We start from the raw sequence: 24,836 nt of genomic DNA on the forward strand, positions 1-24,836 counted from the left end.
TTCGATCGTACGGGCTCCGACGGGGTGCGACGGAACGGGGGCCCGGGTTCCGGATAGCCGAACGGCCCCGCACCGAGTCGGATACTGCTGGTCCGAGTCGGTGCGGGGCCGGTGAGCGGCGGTGCCGGGACGGGGGTACGTCCCGTGGCGGGTCAGTTCCAGCTGTCGTGCAGCGGCTTGCCCTCGGCGTAGCCGGCGGCGCTCTGCACCCCGACCACGGCCTTGTCGGCGAACTCCGCGAGGGAGGCGGCGCCCGCGTAGGTGCAGGAGCTGCGGACGCCCGCGATGATCGAGTCGATCAGGTCCTCGACGCCGGGGCGCGCCTGGTCGACGAACATCCGCGAGGTGGAGATGCCCTCCTCGAAGAGTCCCTTGCGGGCCCGGTCGTAGGCCGACTCATCGCTCGTACGGTTGCGCACGGCACGCGCGGAGGCCATCCCGAAGCTCTCCTTGTACGGCCGTCCGTCGGCGGTGTGCTGGAGGTCGCCGGGCGATTCGAGGGTGCCGGCGAACCAGGAACCGACCATGACGTTGGAGGCGCCCGCGGCCAGCGCCATCGCGACATCGCGGGGGTGGCGCACCCCGCCGTCGGCCCAGACGTGCTTGCCGAACTTCTTCGCCTCGGCGGCGCACTCCAGGACCGCGGAGAACTGCGGCCGGCCGACGCCGGTCATCATCCGGGTGGTGCACATCGCGCCCGGTCCGACACCGACCTTGATGATGTCCGCGCCGGCCTCGATCAGATCGCGGACGCCCTCGGCGGCGACGATGTTGCCCGCCACGATCGGGACCTGCGGGTCCAGCCCGCGGACGGCCCGGACCGCGGTGATCATCGACTCCTGGTGGCCGTGCGCGGTGTCCACGACGAGGGTGTCCACACCGGCGTCCAGCAGCGCCTTGGCCCGGCCGGCCACATCGCCGTTGATGCCGACGGCGGCCGCGATCCGCAGCTTGCCGTCGGCGTCCGTGGCGGGGGTGTACAGGGTGGCGCGGAGCGCGCCCTTGCGGGTGAGGATGCCGATCAGCATGCCGTCCGCGTCGACCGCGGGCGCGAGCTTGCGGTTGGCGGCGTCCAGGCGGTTGAAGGCCTCCCGCGGGTCGATGTCGGCGTCCAGGACGAGCAGGTCCTTGGACATGACCTCGGCCACCTGGGTGAAGCGGTCCACCCCGGCCAGGTCGTGCTCGGTGACGACGCCGACCGGGCGGCCGCCCTCGACGACGATGCCCGCGCCGTGCGCCCGCTTGGGCAGCAGCGCCAGGGCGTCGGCGACGGTCGCGACCGGGGACAGCACGATCGGGGTGTCCAGGACCAGATGGCGGCGCTTGATCCAGGTCACCACGTCGGTGACGACATCGAGCGGGATGTCCTGCGGAATGACGACCAGACCACCACGGCGGGCCACGGTCTCGGCCATCCGGCGCCCGGCGATCGCCGTCATGTTGGCGACCACGAGAGGGATGGTGGTACCCGTCCCGTCATGGGAGGACAGGTCCACTGCCTGACGGGAGCCCACGGCGGAGCGGCCGGGCACCATGAACACATCGTCGTAGGTCAGGTCGTAGGGCACCGAAGAACTCTCTTCGAGCGCGCCGTTCTTCGGATTCAGGAATCGCATATGGCCAGGATACGGGCCCTGACCAGGGCTCATGTGATAATCCGAGCCTTCTCCCGGCCGTGTGTGCGATCCGCCAAAGGCGCCGTGAGCGGCGGGGAGAGCCACGCCGGAACCAGGGTGCTCCGCCACCCGGCGGGCCGCACCGCATCGCCGCCGGTCAGACCTGGTACGGCCGCGCTACACGCCCTGCCGGTCCCGACCCCTGGCCATGATCACGACCAGACCGGTGTCCGTGTCACGCCAGTAGCCCACCGCATCCGCCAGTACGCCCTCGGCGATGCTCCACTCGTCCGGCGCCGCGGCCGCATAGCCCTGCCAGCCCGTCACGACGAGCAGCCGGCCGCGGTCGGCGGGGCACCAGGACAGATCGGTGAGGCAGTCGGCGAGCGCGTCCCAGTTGCGGCCGAACCAGTCCGGCAGCCGTAGTGCGCGGGCGCACCGGTCCATGAAGGCGGCCTTGTCCGCGACCCCCTCCAGATCCAGGGAGGTGCCGGTCCAGCCGGCGTCCCGCGCCGCGGCCAGCGCCTCGGCCACCGAGCGCTCCGCGGGCCAGGGCAGCACCCCGGGGGGCGTACGTCCGTCGAGCACCGCGGCGAGCGGCCGGGGCACGGAACCCGTCATCGAAGCACCGCCTTGAAGGTCCGGTAGTGGTCGTCGGTGTAGTACGTCTCATGGCTGTGTCCGGTGACGAGCCGGCGGGCTCCGCGGTCCGGCGAGCCGGGCGTGGGCACCGTGTACTCGTGGTAGTAGCCGCGCGGCTGACGGGGCAGCAGCCGCTCACGGTTGCCGAAGACGGTGCCGTCCTGCGGATACGGGAAGGGTCCGCCGGCCTCGATGAGCCGGAGGGTGTCCCGCGCCTGGGCGGGCAGCGCGCCGACCGGCACGACCGGCATGCCCGGCGGCCGGTCCGGAGTGCCGGAGCGGCCCGGCGCATCGGCGGCGGCCGTTGCGGTGGACCGCGGCGATCCGGACGAACTCTCGCCCGCGCCACCGTCCGTGACACACCCGGTCAGCACGAGGAGCAGCCCGGCGAGCAGCGTGCCGAGGACAGCGGCGGCACGGCGCCGGACGGAGCGGATCACCATGCGCCGATGCTGTCACAGGGCTGCGCAGGCTGCTCGTCGATGACGGCGCCAGGGGGGGCACGGGCCAGGCGGTGGGGCGGTCACGCACGGGCGGGCCGTCGCACGCGGGTGGGCGTCTCGCACGTGCGGGCGGGCGGGCACAGGCGGGCGGGCGCGCACGGGCGGGCGATCACGCGCAGGGGGCGGCGGCGAGCCGGTGGGGCGACGAGCCTGCCGGGTGGTCACGCAGGGCCGCCGCCACCGCGTCCCGCCCGGCGCAGGTCACGCCCCGTCAGGATCCGCCCGGTCCAGTGCGGGGCGCGGCCCGGGGCCGGTCTCCAGCAGCAGATGGTCGGCCGCGGCGGTGTCCGTGACCAGGCTCGTCACCAGCCCGGAGCGCAGCACCGCGCCGATCGCGTCGGCCTTGCGCCGGCCGCCGGCAATGGCGACGACCTCGGGGATACGGCGGAGCCGGTCCGCCTCGACGGTGATGCAGCGCTCACCGAGGTCCCGGCCGATCCGGCGTCCTTCGGCGTCGAAGAGGTGCGCCGACATCTCGGCGGCCGCACCCAGCGAGGCATAGTGCTCCCGCTCCTGCTCCGACAGCATGTCGTAGACGGTCGAGACGCCCGGCTCCCAGGAACCGATGGAGACACAGGCGACGGTGACCTTGTCGAAGTACTCGAACGCGCGGGCGATCCCGGTCTGGCGGCGCAGCGCCTCGGCGGTCGCCGAGTCGGGCAGCAGCATCGGCGCATAGATCGGATGCGCCTCGCCGCCGGCGACATCGGCCGCCCGGCGCACCGCTTCGACCGAGCCACGGTCGGCGGTACCGGCGTCGTACACACCGGTCAACTGCACCACGGTGCACGGCGGGAGGCGGTGCAGCGCGGCCGCCATATGAATGGTCGACCGGCCCCACGCCAGCCCCAGCACATCGCCCTCGGTGACCAGCTCACCGAGGAGATCGGCCGCGACCTCGCCGAGGTTCTCCGGGTCCGCGGCGTCGTCGGGCGGCGTCTGGCCGCCGAAGGCGGGGGGAGCGTCCGCGGGCGACTCGACGACCACCGCGTGCCGCAGGCCGTAGCGGGCCCGCAGGGCGTCGGAGCGTTCGGCGTCCAGCTCGGAGGGCACCCGGATCTCGATCCGTACGAGATCACGTTCCAGGGCGGTCTCCAGCACCCGCGCGACCTTGAACCGGCTGACGCCGAACTCCTCCGCGATCTGGATCTTCGACTTGCCCTCAAGATAGAAACGGCGGGCCATGGCCGCGGCCTGCACCAGCTCGGCAGGGCCCATTCCGGACTGTGGGCGGCTGGCTACCACGAAATTCTCCCCTTTTGCGCATCTGATCGAGTCTTTGCTCATCCTTTCAGAAACCCGGCGGCAACGGGGACCATGACCGTCCCGACCCTCGTGAACGCTCGGTTGCGCCACGCACAACGGGCGGCACGGCCCCCGCCACGGGCGGATTCCCGTGGCGTGAATCAGCCGGGCCGCCGGCTCCCGCCCCTCGCACTCAGTGCGCGCAGCCCCAGCCCGCCGCCGCGGTCGCCGTCTCGGCCTGCTCGCGCAGATCCCGGACCGCCTTGGCCGGGTCGTCCGCGCCGTACACCGCGGAGCCCGCCACGAACACATCGGCGCCCGCTTCGGCGCACCGCTCGATGGTGGCCGCCGAGACCCCGCCGTCCACCTGCAGCGCCAGCTGCAGACCGTGCCGGGAGATCAGCTCACGGGTGCGGCGGATCTTCGGCAGCATGATGTCCAGGAACGCCTGGCCGCCGAAGCCGGGCTCCACGGTCATGATCAGCAGCATGTCGAGCTCGGGAAGCAGGTCCTCGTACGGCTCGATCGGCGTGGCCGGCTTCAGCGCCATCGACGCCCGCGCGCCCTTGGCCCGGATCTCCCGCGCCAGCCGCACCGGCGCGGCCGCCGCCTCCACGTGGAAGGTCACGGACCCGGCCCCGGCCTCGATGTACTGCGGTGCCCAGCGGTCCGGGTCCTCGATCATCAGATGCAGGTCGAGGGGGGTGTCCGTCGCCTTGCTCAGTGACTCGACCACCGGCACACCGAGGGTGAGATTCGGGACGAAGTGGTTGTCCATGACATCGACGTGCAGCCAGTCGGCGCCCTTGACGGCCTGCGCCTCCTCGGCGAGGCGGGCGAAGTCTGCGGACAGGATGCTGGGGTTGATCAAGGCCATGCCCCCAGTATGGCGTGCGGGCCGGGAACGGGCGGAGGCGGGAGGGACGGGGCCCGGCGGGCCTGGGACACCCGACGCCCTCGCCCCCGGAGCGCGGCGTCGAGAGCGCGGCGTCAAGAGCGCGGCGTCGAGAGCGCGGATGAGCTCTCTCACGCGTGCCGGTGTTCCGCCTGCTCGGTCAGTTCGCGGACGGCGCGCGCACCGGTTCTCCGCCGTGGCGGCCGCTACCGCCGGGCGCCGGGCTCGCGGCCCCGGCTTCCTCCGTCTCCGCTGCGGCGGACTGCCGGCGCAGGGTTGCGGTGGCGATGTCCAGGAAGTCCCGTACGGGGCCCGCGCAGTTGTTCTCCGGTACCGCCAGGCAGGTTTCGACGGGCGGGGCATCGGTGACGGGCAGGTGGACGAGGTCAGGGCGGGGGTACGAGCCGGCGACGCTGAGGGGGACGAGCGCGAGGCCCTGCCCGGAGGCGATGAGCTCGAACTTCTCCTCCAGTGAGGACGTCCGCCGCGCCTTGACGTCGAGGATCGGCTCACCGTCGAGATCGGCCGACGTGAGGGTGTGACGGCCGGCCAGCGGATGCGTCACCGGCAGGCACGCGACCTTGGCCTCATGGCCGATGGGGACGGTGCGCAGCCCCGCATCGTCGAAGGGGCGCCGGAGGTATCCGACGTGCGCGCGGCCGTCGCGAAGCGGTGCGTCCTGCTCCCACCAGCGCAGCGGAAACACATCGATCTCGACCCTCGGGTGGCTCGCCGTGAACGCCAGGATCGCCTCGGACACCCGCAGGCCGGGCGAGAAGGCGACGACGAGCCGCTGCTCTCCCCGCTCGGCTTCGTGCACGCGCCGCAGCGCCGCTTCCACCACGGTGGTGATCCTGCCCGCTTCGTCGTACAACTGTCGTCCCGCCGGGGTCAGTTCGACGCTGCGCGTGGTCCGCGTGAACAGCAGGCAGCCCAACTCCTGCTCGAACGCGCGGATCTGCCGGCTGAGGACCGGCTGCGCGATGAACAACGACTGTGCCGCCCGGCCGAATTGCCGGTGCTCGGCCACCGCGACGAAATAGCGGAGCTTGCGCAGATCCAAATCCATGCCCGAAAGGTATCAACGTGGCGGAAAGGGTATTGGACGCCCTGCGGAACCCCTCGGAGACTTGCCTCGTGATCGTCCTCACCCCTTCGGCGGCGGGCGCCCACGCGGACCTCCGCCCCACGACATGGCGCACCCCGTGTCCGAGGCACTGAACCGCCACGTGGGCCACGCACGGCCGCCGTTGGACGGCCACGCCGCCACGTTCACCGGCTGCGTCAACGAGGCTTCGCAGCGGCTCCGACCCACAAGTCCCGACCCACCAGAGGAATCACATGACCGACACCCGCAAGACCGCCCTCGTCATCGGGGCCTCGCGGACCCTGGGCCTCGGGCTCACCGCCGAGTACCTGCGCCGCGGCTGGGACGTCATCGGCACGGTCCGCGGCAGCCGGCGCACCGGCCTCCACGACCTGGCCGAAGCGTCCGGCGGGCGGCTGACCATCGAATCGCTGGAGATGACCGAGCCGGAGCAGATCTCGGCACTGCGCGACCGACTGGCCCGGCGCACCCTCGACCTGCTCTTCGTCAACGCCGCCATCACGCGCGGCGACATCCCGATCGGCGAGGTCCCGACGGACATGTTCACCGAGGTCATGGTCACCAACGCACTCAGCCCGATGCGGGTCGTGGAATCCCTCCGCCCGCTGGTCACGCCCACCGGGACCATCGGCGTGATGTCCTCCGACCAGGGGAGCATTGCCCGGAACACCGAGGGCGGCCAGGACCTGTACCGGGCCAGCAAGTCCGCGCTGAACCAGCTGATGCGCAGCTACGCCGCCCGCCATGCCGAGGACACGCACCGGCTGCTCCTCATCAACCCGGGCTGGGTGCGCACCGAACTCGGTGGCCCTGACGCCGATCTCAGCGTGGAGGAGAGCATTCCCGGGGTGGTGGAGACGATCGAGCGCCACCGGGCGGAGCCCGGTCTGCACTTCGTCGACTACCAGGGGCAGGTCGTGCCCTGGTAGACGCCGCGACCGGGCCCCGCCGGGGCGGTGTTCCCGCTGAAGCGTGGTAGGCCCGCATTCGGGATGTTCCGGTGCGTCGCCGGTCCCGGAGGGCGGCGGCTCCGGTAGCGGCGGAGCCGACCCCCTGCCACAGGAGCGCGGCCCTCAACGAGTACGCCGGAATGCCGGAATGCCGGACATACCGTGTCCCCGGCCCACGGGCCAATGCAGACGCCTGGCAGGACGTTGTGGGACGCTCCCCCGATGCGCCCAGAGCGCCGCACCGTCAAGCGCCGGTCTCCGCCACACCGTTGGACCGTGGGGCGTGCCCTGCAGCACCAATCCGCCGTCAGGCGCCCCGCGTGACCATCGGCCACTTGCCCCGCCCACCGATCTGACTTACCTTCCAGTCGATCATGATCGAACGGGGGTTCTGATGGGTGTGGTTCTGCCTGGGTGGGCGGATGAGCTGCTTGACCTGATCGGCGTGTCGTGGCCGAACGTGGACGAGGACGACTACCGCGACATGGCCGACGCCATGCGGGAGTTCGCCGACGACATTGCCGAAGGCGCCGACGAGGCGCACACCGCCATCCAGGGTCTGGTCGGCTCGGCCGGCGGTTCCGTCGCCGTGGAGGCACTGAACACACACTGGGGCAAGGTCAACGGCAAACATCTGACGGGCCTTGCCGAGTGTGGCCGCAAGGCGGGCACCGCGATGGACGGTGTCGCGACCCTCATCGAGGGCGCGAAAATCGGCGCGCTGGTCCAGCTGGGCATCCTCGCTGCGGAGGTGATCGCCGCCCAGGCCGCGGCCCCCTTCACCCTTGGTTTGTCGGAATTGGGGGCGATGGGTGCGACGCAGGCCACCCGGATGATCCTCAAACGGCTCTTCAAAGAGGTCTGCCAACAGGTCGCCGAGCAGGTCGTCAGCATCGCGCTCACCCCGGTTGAGGAAGCGCTCGGGGCAATGGCCGGGGACCTCGTGGTCCAGCTCGGCGCCAATGCCCTCGGCGTCCAGGACGGTGTCAACCTCGGCCGGACCGCCAAGGCCGGCGGGGACGGCCTCCGGCAGGGCGCACAGAACGCCAAGGGTACGGCCAAGGAAACCGCCGCGAACCCGACGATGGGGCTCCTCAGCGCAGGCGGAAGCGGCGGTGGAGGGGGCAGGTCCGGGGGTGGAGCCGGCAGCGGGTTCAGCTTCGACGAAGGCGAACACAACAACGTCGTGACCGGTCTGCAGAGCGCGAGCGGCACGTTCCGCACCAAAGCCGGCGGCAAGATCGGCCGGGCCAGGAGCCACCACGGCCGTACCCGCGGCAAGGACGCCATCGCGAATGCGGCGAATGTGGTGTTGGACAAGGTGGTCGACGGCATCGAGGACGGCGTCAAGAAGACCGCCAAGCACCTCGACGAGAACATGACTCGCGGCGTCAAGCAGATGATCAAGAACCACCGCGACAACGACGAAAAAATCGCCGAGCACCTCAAAGGCATCGGCAAGAAGAACAAGCACGACCCGAAGTCACCCGACAACCATTCCGTCTCGCCCGCGCACTCCACGGGCAAGGGACGCGGAAAGAACCACAAGACCCGCGCCCAACTGGGCAAGGAACACCCCAACAACAGCACTCGCACCGACAAGGCTGTCAAGGACTGTGGTGACCCGGTGGACGTCGCCACCGGCCGGGTCTTCCTCCCTCAGACCGACATCGCCCTGCCCGGCGCTCTCCCTCTCACGTTCACGCGGAGATTCGAGTCGTCATACCGCGCGGGCCGCCGTATGGGGCCGTCCTGGTCATCCACGGCCGACCAGCGCCTGGAGATCGACGACCAGGGCATCATCTTCGTCACCGAGAACGGCCTGCTGCTCTCCTACGAGACTCCCGAGCCCGACCAACGTGTCCTGCCTGCCCACGGTCCGCGCTGGCCTCTGACACGGACCCCCCGGGGTGACTGGGCCGTCCACGACCCCGACACCGGGCAGACCCGCTACTTCACTGAAGCGAGCCACTCCCCCGGCACCGCCCTGCTGGACGAATTGTCGGACCGCAACGGCAACCGGATCGCCTTCGATTACGACGACGAAACCGGTGCCCCGCTCGCCATCCGCCACTCCGCCGGCTACCACCTCAAAATCACCACCGACGGCGACGGGTACATCACCGCGCTGCACCTCGCCGACGCCGCTGCCGACGGCACCGACGTGCTGGTCACTTCCTACGGCCACGACGAGCACGGCAACCTCACCACCCTCACGAGCTCCTCCGGCATCCCGACCCGGTTCGAGTACGACACCGACCACCGTCTCGTCGCCTGGACCGACACCAACGACAGCCGTTACGAGTACACCTACGACCACCACAGCCGCTGCGTCGCTGAAGGCGGGGCCGAAGGCCACCTGCGCTACCGCTTCGACTTCGGCCAACCGGAGCCCGGAACCGGCAACCGTGTCACCACCGCCACGAACTCTCTCGGGCATGCCACCCGCTACCTCATCAACGACCGGCTCCAGGTCATCGCCGAGACCGACCCGCTCGGCCACACCACCCGCACCCAATACGACGCGTACGACCGTCCTCTGGCCCTCACCGACCCGCTCGGCCACACCACCCGGTACACATACGACGAGCACGGCCACCTGACCACCATCAACCGCCCGGACGGTCGTCAGGCCATCGCCGAGTACAACAGCCTCGGTCGACTGGTTGCCGTGACCGGCGCGGACGGGTCCACTTGGCGGGACGAATACGACAGCCGTGGCAATCGCACGGCGAACATCGATCCGAGCGGCGCCACCACCCGCTTCAGCTACGACGCACAAGGCCATCCGACTTCTGTCACCGATGCCCTGGGCAACACCACCTCCGTCATATGTGACCCGGCAGGACTTCCTCTCCGCATCATCAATCCGCTGGGGGCAGAGACCCGCTACCGCCGCGATGCCTTCGGTCGCGTCATCTCCGTCACCGATCCGCTGGGCGCATCAAGCCGTCTGGCCTGGACGGTGGAAGGACGGCTGGCCGGCCATATCGGCTCCGATGGTTCGGAGCAGTCCTGGACATACGACGGCGAGGGCAACTGCATCGCCCACACCAACGCAGCAGGCGGGGTCACCACCTTCGAGTACACCCACTTCGACCAGCTCAAGGCACGAACCAGCCAGGACGGGGCTCGCTACGAGTTCACCCACGACACGGAGCTGCAGCTCACTTCCGTCACCAACCAGCAAGGCCTGACGTGGACTTATGAATACGATCCGGCCGGCCACCTGATATCCGAGACCGACTTCGACAACCGCACCCTCAGCTACACCCACACCCCGGTCGGCCGACTTGCCACTCGCACCAACGCCCTCGGCCAAACCGTCACCTACGCCCACGACTCCCTCGGAAGGATCGTGGAGAAGAACGCGGACGGGCGGGTTACTTCATACCAGCACGATCCTGCGGGGCACCTGCTGCAGGCATCGGCTCCGGACGTTGAGCTGAAATACCGGCGCGATTCTCTGGGCCGGGTGGTAGCCGAGACCGTGAACGACCGCACCACGACCTTCGCCTATGACGCCCTGGGACGCCGCACCCATCGCACAACCCCCGCAGGCGCAACGAGCAACTGGGAATACGACGCAGCAAGCCGCCGTACCGCCCTGACCGCCTCCGGTCGCACCCTCGGATTCGCATACGACCCCACGGGCCAAGAACTGACCCGTCATTTCGGCGCAGATCTGGCCCTCACCCACAGCTGGGATGCAAGCGGCCTACTCACCGACCAGTCTCTCACCGCACCGTCAGGCACCATTCAGCGGCGTTCCTACTCCTACCACCCGGACGGCAATCTCGCCGGAATCGACGATCAGCTGAATGGTCCCCGCACCTTCGACCTCGACAGCGCGGGCAGAGTAACTGCCGTTCATGCCCGAGGCTGGTCCGAACGGTATGCCTACGACGAGTCCGGCAATCAGACCGAAGCCGACTGGTCCGACCGGTACCCCTCCCCCGAATCCCGCGGCCCCCGCACGTATACGGGAACTCGCATCACGCGAGCCGGCGGCATTCGCTACGAACACGACGCGCAGGGCCGTGTCGTCTTGCGTCAGAAGACCAGGCTGTCCCGCAAACCCGAAACGTGGCGGTACGAGTGGGATGCCGAAGACCGGCTCGTCCGGGTCAGCACGCCCGGCGGCGGCACCTGGCGCTACATCTATGACCCCTTCGGCCGCCGGGTTGCCAAGCAACGCCTTGCCCCGGATGGCCGGCAGGTGCTGGAACAGACCAACTTCACCTGGGACGGCAACACCCTCGCCGAGCAGACCACCGCCTCACCCGATGGCACACACCTGATCACCCTCACCTGGGAACACAAGGGTCTGCACCCCATCGCCCAGACCGAACGCAAAAATCTGGCCGAAGCCCCGCAGCAGGAAATAGACCAACGCTTCTTTGCCATCGTCACAGACCTGATCGGCACCCCTGCCGAACTCGTGGACGAAGACGGCAACATCGCCTGGCGCGCCCGTAGCACCCTGTGGGGCTGCACCACCTGGAAGACCCATGCCACCGCCTACACGCCCCTCCGTTTCCCCGGCCAGTATTTCGACCCGGAGACCGGACTCCACTACAACAATCAGCGCTACTACGACCCCGACACCGCCCGCTACATCACACCGGACCCACTCGGCCTTCTTCCCGCACCCAATCCGACGGCCTACGTCCACAACCCGACCACGTGGATTGACCCGCTGGGCCTGTCGGCCTGCCCCCACCGAAAGAAGGGTGGCAGGCACAGTGTGGTTCTCGGCGTCAACGGAGACGATTTCGGGTCCGACGTTCTGGCGAAACACCTTCGTGAGAACGGCGACCCTGACGCCCACAACTACAATGGCCGAGCTTACGCGGATGACGTGAACGGAACCCCTGTTTGGATGTCCCATGTCATGGCCGCGGTGGGCGATCCGGACACCACTCTTTCCATAACGCTGGATGGCATGCCCAATCGCAATGGCGATAACGGAAATTGGAACACTCCCGAATCCATCCATGAAGCATTCCTGGTAGCCGTTGAGCACGGTCGGCAGTTTGGTGTGGGACCCGGCCAGGAGCGACCTGGCCCCGGCCACGGAACGGCCTGGGAGATGAGCGTGGTGGCCAGGAATGTCCTGGCGTTCAACGAAGACCTGGGGGGCCGCTCATGGGACTCCATACACTGGTATTCGGGCAATGAGAGGGTAACCGTTCCCGAACCAGACATTCCACTCCCTCCCAGGGAAGACCAGGCGGCCGGAAGACGCCGCCGCTGATTCTGCTGATCAGGCACAGTGGACCCCACAACGCACCGCGAAACCAGATAAGGTACACACGTGACTCACGGTAATATCGAACCCCAGGCATCGAATGTCGTGGCGGCCAAATGGCAAAAGGCGCGAGAAACCAGCGATGAGTTGATCGACCCCGTAATGGTCGAAGGCGCCTATGCGAATGCCCACCTCCGAGCCCTCTTTCCTCTCATCAGCCACGGGTCGCTGCACTTCAGCCGCTGCACCAAATTCCCCTGGACAAACGACGTACCGTCCATCTACCCGGCCTCCGGTGGAGGGTTTCGCGTGATCCGGATGAACGAACCCGTAGGGTCGAGCCGCCAGATCGTCGGAGAGGTGGACTCGGCCGAAGAGGCTGCCGCTTTGGTCGTCGCTCACTTCCCGCCCGGCTGCGGTCCGGCGATCGACGGAACCGCCGACGATCTCGACCGCCCCTGATCGCGCGTCGACCATCCAGCGCGCCCCAGGCACTGAACGGCGGCGCAGACCTCACCTCAGGTGGTCTGCGCCGCCATTCGCAGCGGGACACCACCGCTGGAGCTGCGCAGCGCAGCGTGGCTCCCATCGCAGCGGTTCCCTGACACTACGAAGGCAGACGTCTCCTCATGCCGTCCGCCGCAGCAGCGCCAGATACATCGCGTCCGTGCCGTGCAGATGCGGCCACAGCTGGACGTCCGGACCGTCGCCGAGCGCCGGTACGCCGGTCATCAGCGGGCGGGCGTCGATCCACTCCACCTGCACCGGCTCGCCGCCCCGCCCCTTGAGGACGTCGTCCACCACGGCCCGGGTCTCGGCCGGATGCGGCGAGCAGGTCGCATAGCCGACGACGCCGCCGACCCGTACGGCCGCGAGCGCCTGCCGGAGCAGCTCGCGCTGCAGCGGGGCGAACCCGTCCAGGTCCTCGGGGCGGCGCCGCCAGCGCGCCTCCGGCCGCCGGCGCAGCGCACCCAGACCGGTGCACGGCACGTCCACCAGCACCCGGTCGAAGGCACCGGGCCGCCAGGCCGGGCGGGTGCCGTCGGCGGTGATGACCGCGTACGGACCGGGGTTGCCGTCGAGCGCCCGCGCCACCAGACGTGCCCGGTGCGGCTGCTTCTCCGAGGCCAGCAGGGCGGCACCGCGCTCGGCCGCGAGCGCCGCCAGCAGCGCCGCCTTGCCGCCGGGGCCCGCGCAGCCGTCGAGCCAGGCGCGGTCGGGGCCCTCGACCGGCGCGTTCGCCAGCGCGAGGGCGACGAGCTGGCTGCCCTCGTCCTGCACCCCGGCGCGCCCTTCGCGGACCGGGTCCAGGGCGCCCGGCTCACCGCCCTCCGCGAGCCGCACCGCATACGGGGACCAGCGTCCGGGGAGCGCGCGCTCCTCGCCGGCCGCCGACAGGAGCTCCTCGGTGGTGGAGCGGCCGGGCCGGGCCACCAACGTCACCTCGGGGCGTTCGTTGTCCGCCTCCAGGAGGTCCTCGATACCGGCCCGGCCCCCTCCGAGCGCGTCCCACAGCGCCGAGACGATCCAGCGGGGGTGCGCATGCACGATGCCGAGGTGGTCCTCGGGGTCCTCGTCGTACTCCGGAGCGACCCGCTCCAGCCAGTCGTCCAGGTCATGGGCGGCGACCTTGCGCAGCACCGCGTTGACGAACTTCGCCCGTCCGTCGCCCAGCACCACCCGCGCCAGCTCGACGCTGGCGCTCACCGCGGCATGCGTCGGAATGCGGGTGCCGAGCAACTGGTGCGCCCCGAGGGTCAGCACGTCCAGGACCGGCGGGTCCACCTCCCGCAGCGGCCGGTCCACACAGCTCGCGATGATCGCGTCATACGTCCCCTGCCACCGCAGCGAGCCGTAGACCAGCTCCGTCGCCAGCGCCGCGTCCCGGGCGTCGAAGTCGCCGCCCTCGCGTGCCTTGCGCAACAACGGCGGCAACACGAGATTCGCGTAGGCGTCCCGCTCGTCGACGGCCCGCAACGCCTCGAACGCGAGGACCCTGACCGGGTCCTTCTGCGGGCGGCGATGGGGCTTGCTGGGGCGACGGCGCGGCTGCTGGCTCACAGAAAAGGTGCTCCGGATACGAGATGAGGGGTCCGTCCCAGCCTACGCGGCCCGCGCCTGCGGAGCGCGCGCGGAGGCCGGAGCCGGGCCGCAGACGCCCTCCGGCGGCTGCCGGCCCCATGACAGCGGACGGCGGGGGCTCAGTCCCCCAGCCGCTCCCCGCTCTCGATCCGCACCCCCCGCGCCCAATCGGCGGCCTTCATCGGCTTCTTGCCCTGCGGCTGGACCCAGCCGAGTTCGACGGGGTGGCTGCCGGTACCGGCGTACACCGCCTTCTTTGTCACGGCGAGTTCGCCGGGCGCAAGGGCGGGCTCGGTGTGGCCCGCGGCGGGAGTGGCCGACATCAGCTTGAGGCGCTCGCCGCGGAAGACCGTCCAGGCCCCCGGCGCGGGCGCACAGCCGCGGATCACCCGGTCGACCCGCAGCGCGGGCGCCGCCCAGTCCACCTTGGCGTCCTCGACCTCGATCTTCGGCGCGAGCGTGACCCCCTCGGCGGGCTGCGGCACCGCCTGCAGCGTGCCCTCCTCGATGCCGTCCATCGTCGCCACGAGCAGCCCGGAACCGGCGAAGGCCAGCCGGGTGAGCAGATCGCCGCTGGTATCGGTGGGCCGGACCTCCTCGGTCAGCACCCCGAAGACCGGGCCGGAGTCCAGTCCGGTCTCGATCTGGAACGTCGAGGCGCCGGTCACCTCGTCCCCGGCCAGCACCGCATGCTGCACGGGCGCCGCGCCCCGCCACGCGGGCAGCAGCGAGAAGTGCAGATTGACCCACCCCTTGGCGGGAATGTCGAGCGCTACCTTCGGCAGCAGCGCCCCGTAGGCGACCACCGGGCAGCAGTCCGGCGCGATCTCCCGCAGCCGGGCCAGGAAGTCCTCGTCGCGCGGCTTGACGGGCTTGAGCACCTCGATGCCCGCCTCCTCCGCACGCTCCGCCACGGGGCTGGCGACCAGCTTCCGGCCGCGTCCGGCGGGCGCGTCGGGCCGGGTGACGACGGCCACGACCTCGTGCCGGTCCGAGGCGATCAGGGCATCGAGGGCGGGTACGGCGACCTCGGGGGTGCCGGCGAAGACAAGCCTCATGGGTGGCGATCTACCTCTCACACGCAGCGGAACGACACACCAGTCTATGGGTCCCGTCCCAGGCAATGGGCGGTGGATCAGGGGGCGTACGACATTTCCCGCGCCTTGTACGGAAGCTCGTGCGCCCCCATACCGTGACCAGAGCCGCTGCTGCCGCGTTGGTCAAACAGCATTGACCCGGACCGGGCCGCTTTGGCGGCCCGCTCGCTTTCATCCTTCCTTTTCCACGCCGGTTCGAGAGGCTTGCTCATGGCCGACCACGCAACCCACGACGCCCAGGCGCGCGCCAGCCTGCATCTCCTGGTGCGGGACATCGAACGGGTGCGCCGGCAGGTGGACGCACTGCGCACGCTGACCGCTCAGCTCGGCAACGTCTACCGGCCCCGGCGCACCGGCCCCTCCGCAGGCTTTGTCGTCTACGGACGCGCGCCCGCCCCGACGGTGCGTCTCGCCCAGGAGCTGCGGGACAGCGTCGAAACCCTGGTCACGGCAGCGGTCGACTTCGACCGTTCGCTGGGATTCTCCTGGGACGCGGTGGGCTCGGCACTCGGCGTCACCAAACAGGCGGTGCACCGCCGTTACGGTGCCCGCCGGGCCGCCGCCCAGCCCTCCTCGGAGAGCAACGGCGGTGACCCGACGGTGCGTTCACCCGACTCCGCCACCGCGAGCCGTGCGGTGACCATGGCCGCGGGCCTGCCCGGCTCCCCGTCCGTCCCGGCCGCCCGCGCCATGCCCGCCCAGCCCTCCGCGGTCTCCCGCGAGGAGCCGGCCCGCCCGGGCGCCTTCCCCGGCCCCCGCAACGGCTGAACCACCCCGGCACCGAGCGCCCTTGGCTCCCCCGCCGCTCGCCAACGCCCCGGGACCACCCGCCGACATCGGTCCCGGGGCGGCGCCATGTCCGGGGCCACCCGGGCGCCTCACCCCAGATCGGGCGGATCGATCCGTACCCGTACCGCCTCGCCCTCCCGCTTGACCAGCCGGGCCGCACGGGCCGCCTTGAGCGCCGCGGCGAGGGCGGCGCCCTGGCCGGGGCGGACGCGGACCAGCGCGCGTTCCCACTGCTCGCCCGGCGGAGGGTCGCCGGGGCGACGCGGGCGCGCGGGGTCCGGTACCGGCAGCGGAACGGGCCCCAACACCTCGGCGCCCACGGGGAGTTCGGTATCCCTCAGCAACTCGGCGACGTCCTCCCCGCGGCCGGCGACGGAAGCCATCCGCGACACCGGGGGGAAGCCGAGCTCGGCCCGTTCGGCCAGCTCGCGGACCGCATGGCCGACCGGGTCCCAGCGCACCAGCGCCTGCACCGGCCGCAGCGTCGGCTCCGCGATCACCGCGACGGTGCCGCCCTCCGCCTGGCCGCGGACCAGCGCGGCGGCGCCCAGCCAGCGGCGCAGCGCCTCCTCCCCCGCCCGCAGGTCCGGTCGCCCCAGCAGCGCCCAGCCGTCCAGCAGCAGCGCCGCCGCATATCCGCCGTCCTCGGCCACCGGCTCCGCGCCCGGTGTGCTCACCACGAGCGCGGGAGCCCCCGGCACCGTTGCCAGGACATGATCACGCCCGGAGGTGCGCACCGGGACCGACGGGAACACCCGACCCAGTTCCTCCGCCGTCCGCCGCGCCCCCACGATCTGGGCCCGCAGCCGCGCCCCGCCGCACTCGGCGCAGTGCCAGTCCGGCTCGGGCCGGCCGCACCACGCACAGGCCAGCTCACCCGCGTCCTGCGATTCCAGCGGGCCCGCACAGGCCCGGCAGCGCGCAGGGGTACGGCAGCGTTCGCAGGCCAGGCGGGGCGCATACCCCCGGCGCGGGACCTGGACGAGCACCGGTCCGCGCTGCAGGCCCTCGCGCACCACCTGCCAGGCCATCGTCGGCAGCCGGGCGGCGCGCGCCGCGGCGTCCCGCGCCTCGTCACCGTCGCTGACCGTACGCACCAGGGGCGCAGCGGTCCGCACCTGCTCGCGCTCGGCGGTCAGCGGGCGTGCCCAGCCGGTCTCGACGAGCTGGGCCGCCTCGACCGTGCAGCTCAGCCCGCCCAGCAGAAATCCGGCGCGCTCATTGACCGACCGCTGGATCAGGACCTCACGGGCGTGTGGCCGGGGTGCATGCGGATCGCTGTGGCTGGCGTCCCCGTCGTCCCACAGGGCGACCAGGCCCAGGCCGGCGACCGGCGCGAACATCGCCGCGCGCGTCCCGACCACGGCGCGCACCGCGCCACGGCTGACCGCCAGCCAGCGGCGGTAGCGCTCCTCGGGCCCGGCGTCGGCGGTCAGCAGCACATGCCGGCCCTCCCCGATCAGCTCGCCGAGGGCCGCGTCCACCCGCGCCGCGGCGCGCCCGTCCGGCACCACCACCAGCGCGCCACGCCCGCCGGCCAGCGCCGCGGCCACCGCCCGCGCCAGCTCCTGCGGCCAGGTCGCCCCCGGCAGCGCCGTCCACACCGCCCGCGGCGCATCCCCCCGCGTCAGCGCCGCCAGGAAGCCGGGGCCCGCTCCGTAGCGCGCCCAACTTCCGGGCTCCGGCGCGGCGTTGGGCGGCAGTGGCGCCGGCGACGGCTTGGCCTCCGCCCGTGCCCGGCGCGGCGGGACGGCCAGCTGCACCACATCGGCGAGCGTCCCGGCATAACGGTCCGCCACCGCCCGGCACAGCCCCAGCAGCTCGGGCGTCAGCACCCGCTCGGACGACAGCACCTGCGCGATCGGGGCGAGCACCCCGCGGTAGTCGCTCTCCGCGGCCCGCTCCACGATGAAACCGCTGACCAGCTTGCCGCCCTCACGACGGCCGCCCTTCTCACCCGCGCCGAAGCGCACCCGCACCCGCACCCCGGGCTGGGCTTCGGCGTCCATCGCCGCGGGCACCGCGTAATCGAAATAGCGGTCGAGGTGCACCAGCCCCTTGTCGACCAGCACCCGCGCCACCGGCAGCCCGGCGGCCAGCTCGGCCCCCCGCCACGTCCGCGGCTTCGCCCGCTCCGCCTTGGTCTCCCGCACGGCCTCCCGGATGAGGGCCAACTGCTCGCCCGCACCCGATGCCCCCGCCTCCGGTCGCCCGTTCTCCCTGCTCACAGCATCAGTCTTAGCAGATGGCACGGACAGTGAGCGGCGGCCTGTGGACAGCCGACGGCCCCGGACCGCTCGGGCGGTCCGGGGCCGTGGGTCACTACACGGGCGGTACGAAAACCGAGGAGCCTTAGAGGCCCGCAGCCTTCTTCAGCGCCTCCACCCGGTCCGTGCGCTCCCAGGTGAAGTCCTCCAGCTCACGGCCGAAGTGGCCGTAGGCGGCGGTCTGGGCGTAGATCGGACGGAGCAGATCGAGGTCGCGGATGATGGCGGCCGGGCGGAGGTCGAAGACCTCGCCGATGGCCTGCTCGATCTTGTCGGTGTCGACGGTGGCGGTGCCGAAGGTCTCGACGAAGAGTCCGACCGGCTCGGCCTTGCCGATGGCGTAGGCGACCTGGACCTCGCAGCGGGCCGCGAGGCCGGCGGCGACGACGTTCTTGGCCACCCAGCGCATCGCGTAGGCGGCGGAACGGTCGACCTTGGACGGGTCCTTGCCGGAGAAGGCACCGCCACCGTGGCGGGCCATGCCGCCGTAGGTGTCGATGATGATCTTGCGGCCGGTGAGGCCGGCGTCACCCATGGGGCCGCCGATCTCGAAGCGGCCGGTCGGGTTGACCAGCAGCCGGTAGCCGTCGGTGTCCAGCTTGATGCCGTCCTCGACGAGCTGGGCCAGGACGTGCTCGACGACGAACTCGCGGATGTCGGGAGCGAGCAGCGAGTCGAGGTCGATGTCGCTGGCGTGCTGCGAGGACACCACGACGGTGTCGAGGCGGACGGCCTTGTGGCCGTCGTACTCGATGGTGACCTGGGTCTTGCCGTCGGGGCGGAGGTAGGGGATGGTGCCGTTCTTGCGGACCTCGGACAGGCGCTTGGACAGGCGGTGCGCGAGGTTGATCGGGAGCGGCATCAGCTCCGGGGTCTCGTCGCAGGCGTAGCCGAACATCAGGCCCTGGTCGCCGGCGCCCTGCTTGTCCAGCTCGTCGTCGTCGCCCTCGACGCGGTTCTCGTACGCGGTGTCGACACCCTGGGCGATGTCCGGGGACTGCGCGCCGATGGACACCGAGACGCCGCAGGAAGCGCCGTCGAAGCCCTTCTTGGACGAGTCGTAACCGATGTCCAGGATCTTGTTGCGGACGAGGTTGGGGATGTCGGCGTACGCCTTCGTCGTCACCTCGCCGGCCACATGCACCAGGCCGGTGGTGATCAACGTCTCCACGGCGACCCGAGAGGTCGGGTCTTCCTTGAGGAGAGCGTCGAGGATGGTGTCGCTGATCTGGTCAGCGATCTTGTCGGGGTGGCCCTCGGTGACGGACTCCGAGGTGAACAGGCGGCGGGACACATCGCTCCCTGGGGTTGCAGCGGCTGCTGGCTGATCATTGGCGGAAGGGCCGAGAGCTGCGCTCGGCCCGATCCACTCGCCAGTTTATCGGTCGTGTGCGGTGTTCGGGCACGCGGTCTCGATTTATGGACCCCCCGTGACCTGGGACACCACGGCCCTCGGTAGGACGATCACCTCGAGTATGGGCCGGGTCAAGGGGACAAGCCGGAGTTTAGGCGGCCGGTGGAGTGACTCCCGGGTCCGTACGGGCGCGTCAGGGACGGGTCTCGGCCAGGCGGGGCGCGACCAGGTCCCAGACCGTGTCGGCCAGGTCTTCCTTGGGGCCGTACGGGACCGGGGTCTCGGTTCCGTCGGCCGCCAGGATCACCGCCTCGTTCCCGTCCGAGCCGAAGGCCTTGCGCTCCCCGACCTCATTGACGACCAGCAGGTCACAGCCCTTGCGGGCGAGCTTGGCACGGCCGTTGGCGAGCACCTCGTCGGTCTCCGCGGCAAAGCCGACCACGAGCTGACCAGGGCGGGCCCGCTCGGCGGAGAGCTCGGCGAGGATGTCCGGATTTCGGACCAGAGTGACCGGTTCCGGCTCCTGTCCTTCGACCTTCTTGATCTTGCCGCTGGTGTAGACGGCGGGCCGGAAATCGGCGACGGCGGCGGCCATGATCACCGCGTCGGCGTCCGCGGCCGCCTTCAGCACCGCCTCGTGGAGCTGACGGGCGGTCCCGATGTGGATCACCTCCACCCCCGCCGGATCGGGCAGCTCGGTGTTGCCGGCGACCAGCGTGACGTGGGCCCCGCGGGCCGCCGCGGTCCGGGCGAGCGCGTAGCCCTGCTTGCCGGAGGAGCGGTTGCCCAGGTAGCGGACGGGATCCAGCGGCTCGCGGGTGCCGCCCGCACTGACCACGACGCGGCGGCCGGCGAGATCCTGCTCCGTCGCCCGGTCGCCGCGGGCCAGCACCCGGCGGCAGAATGCGAAGATCTCGGCCGGGTCGGGGAAGCGGCCCTTGCCGGTGTCGACGCCGGTCAGCCGGCCGACCGCCGGGTCGATGACGAGGGCGCCGCGGCGGCGCAGCGTGGCGACGTTCTCCTGGGTGGCGGGGTTCTCCCACATCTCGGTGTGCATCGCCGGGGCGAAGACCACCGGGCAGCGCGCGGTGAGCAGGGTGTTGGTCAGCAGGTCGTCGGCGAGGCCGTGGGCGGCCTTGGCGAGCAGGTCGGCGGTGGCGGGGGCCACCACGACGAGGTCGGCGGCCTGGCCGATCCGGACGTGCGGGACCTCGTGGACGGATTCCCAGACCTCGGTGCCGGCCGGGTTGCCGGACAGCGCCGACCAGGTGGCCTCCCCGACGAAATGCAGCGCCGAGGCGGTCGGCACGACCCGTACGTCGTGTCCGGACTCGGTCAGCCGCCGCAGCAGCTCACACGCCTTGTACGCGGCGATCCCGCCGCTCACCCCCAGGACGACCCTGGGCCGCTCCCGCTCACGCCTGTCCATCGCTTCGCCGCTCCCCGGGCCTAGGTCCGTACGTATGCCCCTATGACACACCAAGGGCCCGGCGGTTGCTCCGCCGGGCCCTTGGTGAATCGTTCTGCTGCTTACTGCGCCGGGCCCTCGATGGCCTCGGAGGTCAGCAGGCCCGCGTTGATCTCGCGGAGCGCGATCGACAGGGGCTTCTCGTGGACGTGGGTGTCCACGAGCGGGCCGACGTACTCGAGCAGGCCCTCGCCGAGCTGCGAGTAGTACGCGTTGATCTGACGCGCGCGCTTGGCGGCGTAGATCACCAGGCTGTACTTCGAATCGGTGGCCTCGAGAAGCTCATCAATGGGCGGGTTGATGATGCCCTCGGGTGCGGTGATGGAAGAGGACACTCTCTGCCTTCCGAAGGGGGATGAAGCGGGGGTGACGCAAAGTCTTCGACGGTCCGGGGAGCTGCGCGGTCAGCCGCTGGTGTTCTCGTCTCCGGACCTGTCCAGCATCAAGGCTAGCAGCTCACGGCTGACGTCCTCGACGGAGGTGTTGACAAGCGTCGTATCGAACTCCTTCTCCGCTGCCAGTTCGATCCTGGCGGCGGCCAGCCGGCGCTCGATGACCTCCGGCGCCTCGGTGCCCCGGCCGGTGAGCCGGCGGACCAGCTCGTCCCAGCTCGGCGGGGCCAGGAAGAGCAGATGCGCTTCCGCCATGGACTCGCGGACCTGGCGGGCGCCCTGCAGGTCGATCTCCAGCAGGACCGGCTCCCCGGACTCCAGGCGGTCCAGCACCGCCTGGCGGGGAGTGCCGTACCGGTTGCCCGCGAATTCGGCCCATTCGAGCAGCTCGCCGTTGGCGATCAGCTTGTCGAATTCCCCGTCGTCGACGAAGAAGTAATGGACACCGTGCCGCTCCCCGGGACGCGGCTTGCGGGTGGTGGCCGAAACCGAGAGCCAGACCTCGGGGTGGACCTTGCGCATATGCGCGACGACCGTGCTCTTGCCGACCCCGGAGGGGCCGGAGAGCACGGTCAGTCGCGGTTGTCTGGCCGGGGGCGCGGGGGTCGTCCCCCCGGAGACTGCAGAACTCATGCAGCGATTATTCCAGCTTCCCGGTGATGCCGGAAAATTCAGGAAGCAGTGCTGCCGAACTCGCGCTCCAGCGACGCGATCTGGTTGGAGCCAAGGCCCCGGACACGGCGGCTCTCGGAGATCCCGAGCCGTTCCATGATCTGCTTGGCGCGGACCTTGCCGACGCCCGGCAGGGACTCAAGGAGCGCGGAGACCTTCATCTTGCCGATGACGTCGTTCTCCTGGCCCTGCTTGATGACCTCATGGAGGGAAGCACCGGAGTGCTTGAGCCGATTCTTGACCTCGGCGCGCTCCCGGCGAGCCGCGGCGGCCTTCTCGAGCGCGGCTGCGCGCTGTTCAGGGGTAAGGGGCGGAAGAGCCACGCCTACGTCACCTCGGATGTCGAACTGTCGGATACGGACCGGTGTGGAACCTAGTCGCCCCGCACCTGCGGAGCAACGAGCAACGCGCTTACGTGCAGTGCTCTCGTCGGAGACTAGCGCCAGAGGGCGCCGGAGTCAGCGAGAACAAGCGAAAAGTCCTGGTCAGACTCTGCTGACCAGGACAATTCGGGACCAAAGTCCCCGTCGGAAGGGTCTCAATCGAGCGCGGTGCGCACTTCGCCGGCGAATCGGTCCGCCGCGGCGCGCAGTGCCGAGGTGTCCGGACCGTGCCGCAACACCCCTCGGCTGACGCTCGGCACCACGTTGCGCACGGCGGCACCGAAGACCTTCGGGAGGTCGGCGGGGGTGGCGCCCTGGGCACCGATGCCGGGGGCGAGCAGCGGGCCGTTGATCGCCAGATCGAACGAGGAGAGATCGCCGAGCGTGGCGCCGACGACCGCGCCGAAGGAGCCCAGCGGCTCGGCCCCGGCGTTCTCGGCGGCGAGGTGGCCGAGCATGGTGGCGGCGAGCGTGCGGCCGTCCTCGCGCACCGCCCGCTGGACCTCGGCGCCCTCCGGGTTGGAGGTGAGGGCGAGGACGAAGAGCCCGGCGCCGTTCTCGCGCGCCAGGTCGACGGCCGGCTTCAGCGAGCCGTAGCCGAGGTACGGGGAGACGGTCAGCGCATCGGAGAACAGCGGCGAGTCCTTGCGCAGGTAGGTCTCGGCGTAGGCGGCCATGGTCGAGCCGATGTCGCCGCGCTTGGCGTCCATCAGGACCAGGGCACCGCGCTCGCGCGCCTCCTCGACGGCGGTCTCCAGGACCGCCAGGCCGCGCGAGCCGAAGCGCTCGAAGAACGCGGATTGTGGCTTGAAGACGGCCACCGACTCGCCGAGGGCCTCCACGACGGTCCGGGTGAACCGCGCCAGGCCCGCGACATCGTCGTTCAGGCCCCAGTCGGCCAGCAGCGAGGCGTGCGGGTCGATGCCGACGCAGAGCGGACCGCGCTCGTCCATGGCGCGGCGCAGGCGGGAACCGAAAGGCTCGGTCATGCGGACACCTTCTTGTGCTCGGCGCCGACGGCGTCGGCAAGAGTGGCGTACGGGCTGTTGCGCAGACGGGCGGCGAGGCCCTTGTGGATCGCGCGGCACCAGAACGGGCCCTGGTAGATGAAGGCGCTGTAGCCCTGGACGAGGGTGGCGCCGGCCAGGATGCGCTGCCAGGCGTCCTCGGCGTTCTCGATGCCGCCCACCCCGATCAGGGTGATCTTGTCGCCGACGCGGGCGTAGAGGCGGCGCAGCACCTCCAGGGAACGCTCCTTGACGGGCGCACCGGAGAGTCCGCCGGTCTCGGCGGTCAGCTTCGGGTCGGAGGTCAGGCCGAGGCCCTCGCGGGCGATGGTGGTGTTGGTGGCGATGATCCCGTCCAGACCCAGCTCGACGGCCAGGTCGGCGACCGCGTCCACATCCGCGTCGGCCAGGTCGGGGGCGATCTTGACCAGCAGCGGGACCCGGCGGTCGGTGACCGTGCGGTCGGCGGCCTCGCGGACGGCCGTCAGCAGCGGGCGGAGGTGGTCGACGGCCTGGAGGTTGCGCAGCCCCGGGGTGTTCGGGGAGGAGACATTGACGACCAGGTAGTCGGCGTGCCGGGCGAGCCGCTCGGTGGAGATGACGTAATCGGCGGTGGCCCCGTCCTCCGGTACGACCTTGGTCTTGCCGATGTTGACGCCGACGGTGGCCGGGAAGACCGGGTTGCGGGCGGCCAGACGGGCCGCCACGGACGCGGAGCCGTCGTTGTTGAACCCCATCCGGTTGATCAGCGCGCGGTCCGCCACGAGCCGGAACAGGCGCTTCTTGGGGTTGCCGGGCTGCGGCTGGGCGGTGACCGTGCCGATCTCGACATGGTCGAAGCCGAGCATGGTCATCCCGTCGATCGCGACGGCGTTCTTGTCGAAGCCGGCGGCCAGGCCGAAGGGGCCGTGCATCCGGCGGCCCAGGGCCTCGGTGCGCAGCTCCTTGTAGCGGGGCGCGAGGGCGGCCGCGACGAAGGTGCGCAGCACGGGGAGGCGCACGGCCAGCTGGATCCAGCGGAAGGCCAGGTGGTGGGCCTGCTCGGGGTCCATGCGCTTGAAGATCAGGTGGAAGAAGAGGCGGTACATCGTGCGGTGGGCCTTCCGGGGCGAGAA

Annotated in this window: 20 protein-coding genes; 4 read left to right on the plus strand and 16 right to left on the minus strand. The window is 70.9% G+C overall.

Annotation, left to right across the window (positions count from 1 at the left end):
• Nucleotides 1-152: 152 nt before the first annotated feature.
• From ACF088_RS23500 to ACF088_RS23525, 6 genes are all read right to left on the minus strand, one after another.
• Nucleotides 153-1,616 carry a GuaB1 family IMP dehydrogenase-related protein gene (locus ACF088_RS23500; protein WP_392377731.1) on the minus strand — a complete coding sequence of 488 codons (1,464 nt, stop codon included), beginning with the start codon at nt 1,614-1,616 and terminating at the stop codon, nt 153-155.
• A gap of 177 nt (nt 1,617-1,793) precedes the next feature.
• Nucleotides 1,794-2,237, minus strand: a complete 444-nt coding sequence (locus ACF088_RS23505; protein ID WP_392377732.1) for a barstar family protein — start codon at nt 2,235-2,237, stop codon at nt 1,794-1,796.
• On the minus strand, nt 2,234-2,701 hold the full coding sequence (locus ACF088_RS23510) for a ribonuclease domain-containing protein (RefSeq protein ID WP_392377733.1): 468 nt from the start codon (nt 2,699-2,701) through the stop codon (nt 2,234-2,236). Before ACF088_RS23510 ends, ACF088_RS23505 begins: the two co-directional genes overlap by 4 nt.
• A 261-nt stretch (nt 2,702-2,962) precedes the next feature.
• Entirely contained in the window at nt 2,963-3,979 is a 1,017-nt protein-coding gene (locus ACF088_RS23515; RefSeq protein WP_129297385.1) for a sugar-binding transcriptional regulator, read from the minus strand.
• A 220-nt stretch (nt 3,980-4,199) separates the two neighbouring features.
• Entirely contained in the window at nt 4,200-4,883 is a 684-nt protein-coding gene (gene rpe / locus ACF088_RS23520; protein WP_392377734.1) for a ribulose-phosphate 3-epimerase, read from the minus strand.
• Between the two features lie 178 nt (nt 4,884-5,061).
• Nucleotides 5,062-5,970 carry a LysR family transcriptional regulator gene (locus ACF088_RS23525; protein ID WP_392377735.1) on the minus strand — a complete coding sequence of 303 codons (909 nt, stop codon included), beginning with the start codon at nt 5,968-5,970 and terminating at the stop codon, nt 5,062-5,064.
• Nucleotides 5,971-6,242: 272 nt separating this feature from the next.
• Between ACF088_RS23525 and ACF088_RS23530 the strand changes: the two genes are divergently transcribed.
• From ACF088_RS23530 to ACF088_RS23540, 3 genes are all read left to right on the plus strand, one after another.
• A complete protein-coding gene (locus tag ACF088_RS23530) occupies nt 6,243-6,938 on the plus strand; it encodes an SDR family oxidoreductase (protein WP_392377736.1) in 696 nt (231 codons plus the stop codon).
• A gap of 466 nt (nt 6,939-7,404) precedes the next feature.
• Nucleotides 7,405-12,216, plus strand: a complete 4,812-nt coding sequence (locus tag ACF088_RS23535; RefSeq protein ID WP_392377737.1) for an RHS repeat-associated core domain-containing protein — start codon at nt 7,405-7,407, stop codon at nt 12,214-12,216.
• A gap of 60 nt (nt 12,217-12,276) precedes the next feature.
• Entirely contained in the window at nt 12,277-12,672 is a 396-nt protein-coding gene (locus ACF088_RS23540; protein WP_392377738.1) for a DUF6193 family natural product biosynthesis protein, read from the plus strand.
• 165 nt (nt 12,673-12,837) lie between these two features.
• Here the strand turns inward: ACF088_RS23540 and ACF088_RS23545 are convergent, their stop codons facing one another.
• Entirely contained in the window at nt 12,838-14,271 is a 1,434-nt protein-coding gene (locus ACF088_RS23545; RefSeq protein ID WP_392377739.1) for an RsmB/NOP family class I SAM-dependent RNA methyltransferase, read from the minus strand.
• Between the two features lie 140 nt (nt 14,272-14,411).
• Nucleotides 14,412-15,350, minus strand: a complete 939-nt coding sequence (fmt, locus tag ACF088_RS23550) for a methionyl-tRNA formyltransferase (RefSeq protein WP_392377740.1) — start codon at nt 15,348-15,350, stop codon at nt 14,412-14,414.
• A gap of 249 nt (nt 15,351-15,599) precedes the next feature.
• Here fmt and ACF088_RS23555 point away from each other — a divergent pair, with 249 nt between their 5' ends.
• The gene (locus ACF088_RS23555) at nt 15,600-16,157 is read left to right on the plus strand and encodes a hypothetical protein (RefSeq protein ID WP_392377741.1); all 558 of its coding nucleotides are present in this window, start codon (nt 15,600-15,602) and stop codon (nt 16,155-16,157) included.
• Nucleotides 16,158-16,267: 110 nt separating this feature from the next.
• On the opposite strand, the gene ACF088_RS23560 is transcribed toward ACF088_RS23555, so the two are convergent.
• The 8 genes from ACF088_RS23560 to ACF088_RS23595 form a co-directional block, all read right to left on the minus strand.
• Entirely contained in the window at nt 16,268-18,406 is a 2,139-nt protein-coding gene (locus tag ACF088_RS23560) for a primosomal protein N' (RefSeq protein ID WP_392377742.1), read from the minus strand.
• Nucleotides 18,407-18,530: 124 nt separating this feature from the next.
• A complete protein-coding gene (metK, locus tag ACF088_RS23565; RefSeq protein WP_350249835.1) occupies nt 18,531-19,739 on the minus strand; it encodes a methionine adenosyltransferase in 1,209 nt (402 codons plus the stop codon).
• Between the two features lie 253 nt (nt 19,740-19,992).
• Nucleotides 19,993-21,228 carry a bifunctional phosphopantothenoylcysteine decarboxylase/phosphopantothenate--cysteine ligase CoaBC gene (gene coaBC, locus ACF088_RS23570; RefSeq protein WP_392377743.1) on the minus strand — a complete coding sequence of 412 codons (1,236 nt, stop codon included), beginning with the start codon at nt 21,226-21,228 and terminating at the stop codon, nt 19,993-19,995.
• A 101-nt stretch (nt 21,229-21,329) separates the two neighbouring features.
• Entirely contained in the window at nt 21,330-21,602 is a 273-nt protein-coding gene (gene rpoZ, locus ACF088_RS23575; RefSeq protein WP_005319902.1) for a DNA-directed RNA polymerase subunit omega, read from the minus strand.
• Nucleotides 21,603-21,671: 69 nt separating this feature from the next.
• Complete coding sequence (gmk, locus tag ACF088_RS23580) at nt 21,672-22,292, minus strand: guanylate kinase (RefSeq protein ID WP_392377744.1); 621 nt, start codon at nt 22,290-22,292, stop codon at nt 21,672-21,674.
• A gap of 38 nt (nt 22,293-22,330) precedes the next feature.
• Nucleotides 22,331-22,654 carry an integration host factor gene (locus ACF088_RS23585; RefSeq protein ID WP_006607450.1) on the minus strand — a complete coding sequence of 108 codons (324 nt, stop codon included), beginning with the start codon at nt 22,652-22,654 and terminating at the stop codon, nt 22,331-22,333.
• 215 nt (nt 22,655-22,869) lie between these two features.
• Nucleotides 22,870-23,703 carry an orotidine-5'-phosphate decarboxylase gene (gene pyrF, locus ACF088_RS23590; RefSeq protein WP_392377745.1) on the minus strand — a complete coding sequence of 278 codons (834 nt, stop codon included), beginning with the start codon at nt 23,701-23,703 and terminating at the stop codon, nt 22,870-22,872.
• Entirely contained in the window at nt 23,700-24,809 is a 1,110-nt protein-coding gene (locus ACF088_RS23595; RefSeq protein ID WP_392377746.1) for a quinone-dependent dihydroorotate dehydrogenase, read from the minus strand. The genes pyrF and ACF088_RS23595 overlap by 4 nt, the downstream gene beginning before the upstream one ends.
• Nucleotides 24,810-24,836 lie beyond the last annotated feature (27 nt).

The organism is Streptomyces sp. NPDC015125 (assembly GCF_043080045.1).
Lineage (GTDB): Bacteria > Actinomycetota > Actinomycetes > Streptomycetales > Streptomycetaceae > Streptomyces.

What these genes read in the sequence shown, in the direction of transcription:
- ACF088_RS23500 (WP_392377731.1), bottom strand. Translation starts at nt 1,616, where the DNA reads ATGCGATTCCTGAATCCGAAGAACGGCGCGCTCGAAGAGAGTTCTTCG.
- ACF088_RS23505 (WP_392377732.1), bottom strand. Translation starts at nt 2,237, where the DNA reads ATGACGGGTTCCGTGCCCCGGCCGCTCGCCGCGGTGCTCGACGGACGT.
- ACF088_RS23510 (WP_392377733.1), bottom strand. Translation starts at nt 2,701, where the DNA reads ATGGTGATCCGCTCCGTCCGGCGCCGTGCCGCCGCTGTCCTCGGCACG.
- ACF088_RS23515 (WP_129297385.1), bottom strand. Translation starts at nt 3,979, where the DNA reads ATGGGCCCTGCCGAGCTGGTGCAGGCCGCGGCCATGGCCCGCCGTTTC.
- rpe (WP_392377734.1), bottom strand. Translation starts at nt 4,883, where the DNA reads ATGGCCTTGATCAACCCCAGCATCCTGTCCGCAGACTTCGCCCGCCTC.
- ACF088_RS23525 (WP_392377735.1), bottom strand. Translation starts at nt 5,970, where the DNA reads ATGGATTTGGATCTGCGCAAGCTCCGCTATTTCGTCGCGGTGGCCGAG.
- ACF088_RS23530 (WP_392377736.1), top strand. Translation starts at nt 6,243, where the DNA reads ATGACCGACACCCGCAAGACCGCCCTCGTCATCGGGGCCTCGCGGACC.
- fmt (WP_392377740.1), bottom strand. Translation starts at nt 15,350, where the DNA reads ATGAGGCTTGTCTTCGCCGGCACCCCCGAGGTCGCCGTACCCGCCCTC.
- ACF088_RS23555 (WP_392377741.1), top strand. Translation starts at nt 15,600, where the DNA reads ATGGCCGACCACGCAACCCACGACGCCCAGGCGCGCGCCAGCCTGCAT.
- coaBC (WP_392377743.1), bottom strand. Translation starts at nt 21,228, where the DNA reads ATGGACAGGCGTGAGCGGGAGCGGCCCAGGGTCGTCCTGGGGGTGAGC.
- gmk (WP_392377744.1), bottom strand. Translation starts at nt 22,292, where the DNA reads ATGAGTTCTGCAGTCTCCGGGGGGACGACCCCCGCGCCCCCGGCCAGA.
- pyrF (WP_392377745.1), bottom strand. Translation starts at nt 23,703, where the DNA reads ATGACCGAGCCTTTCGGTTCCCGCCTGCGCCGCGCCATGGACGAGCGC.
- ACF088_RS23595 (WP_392377746.1), bottom strand. Translation starts at nt 24,809, where the DNA reads ATGTACCGCCTCTTCTTCCACCTGATCTTCAAGCGCATGGACCCCGAG.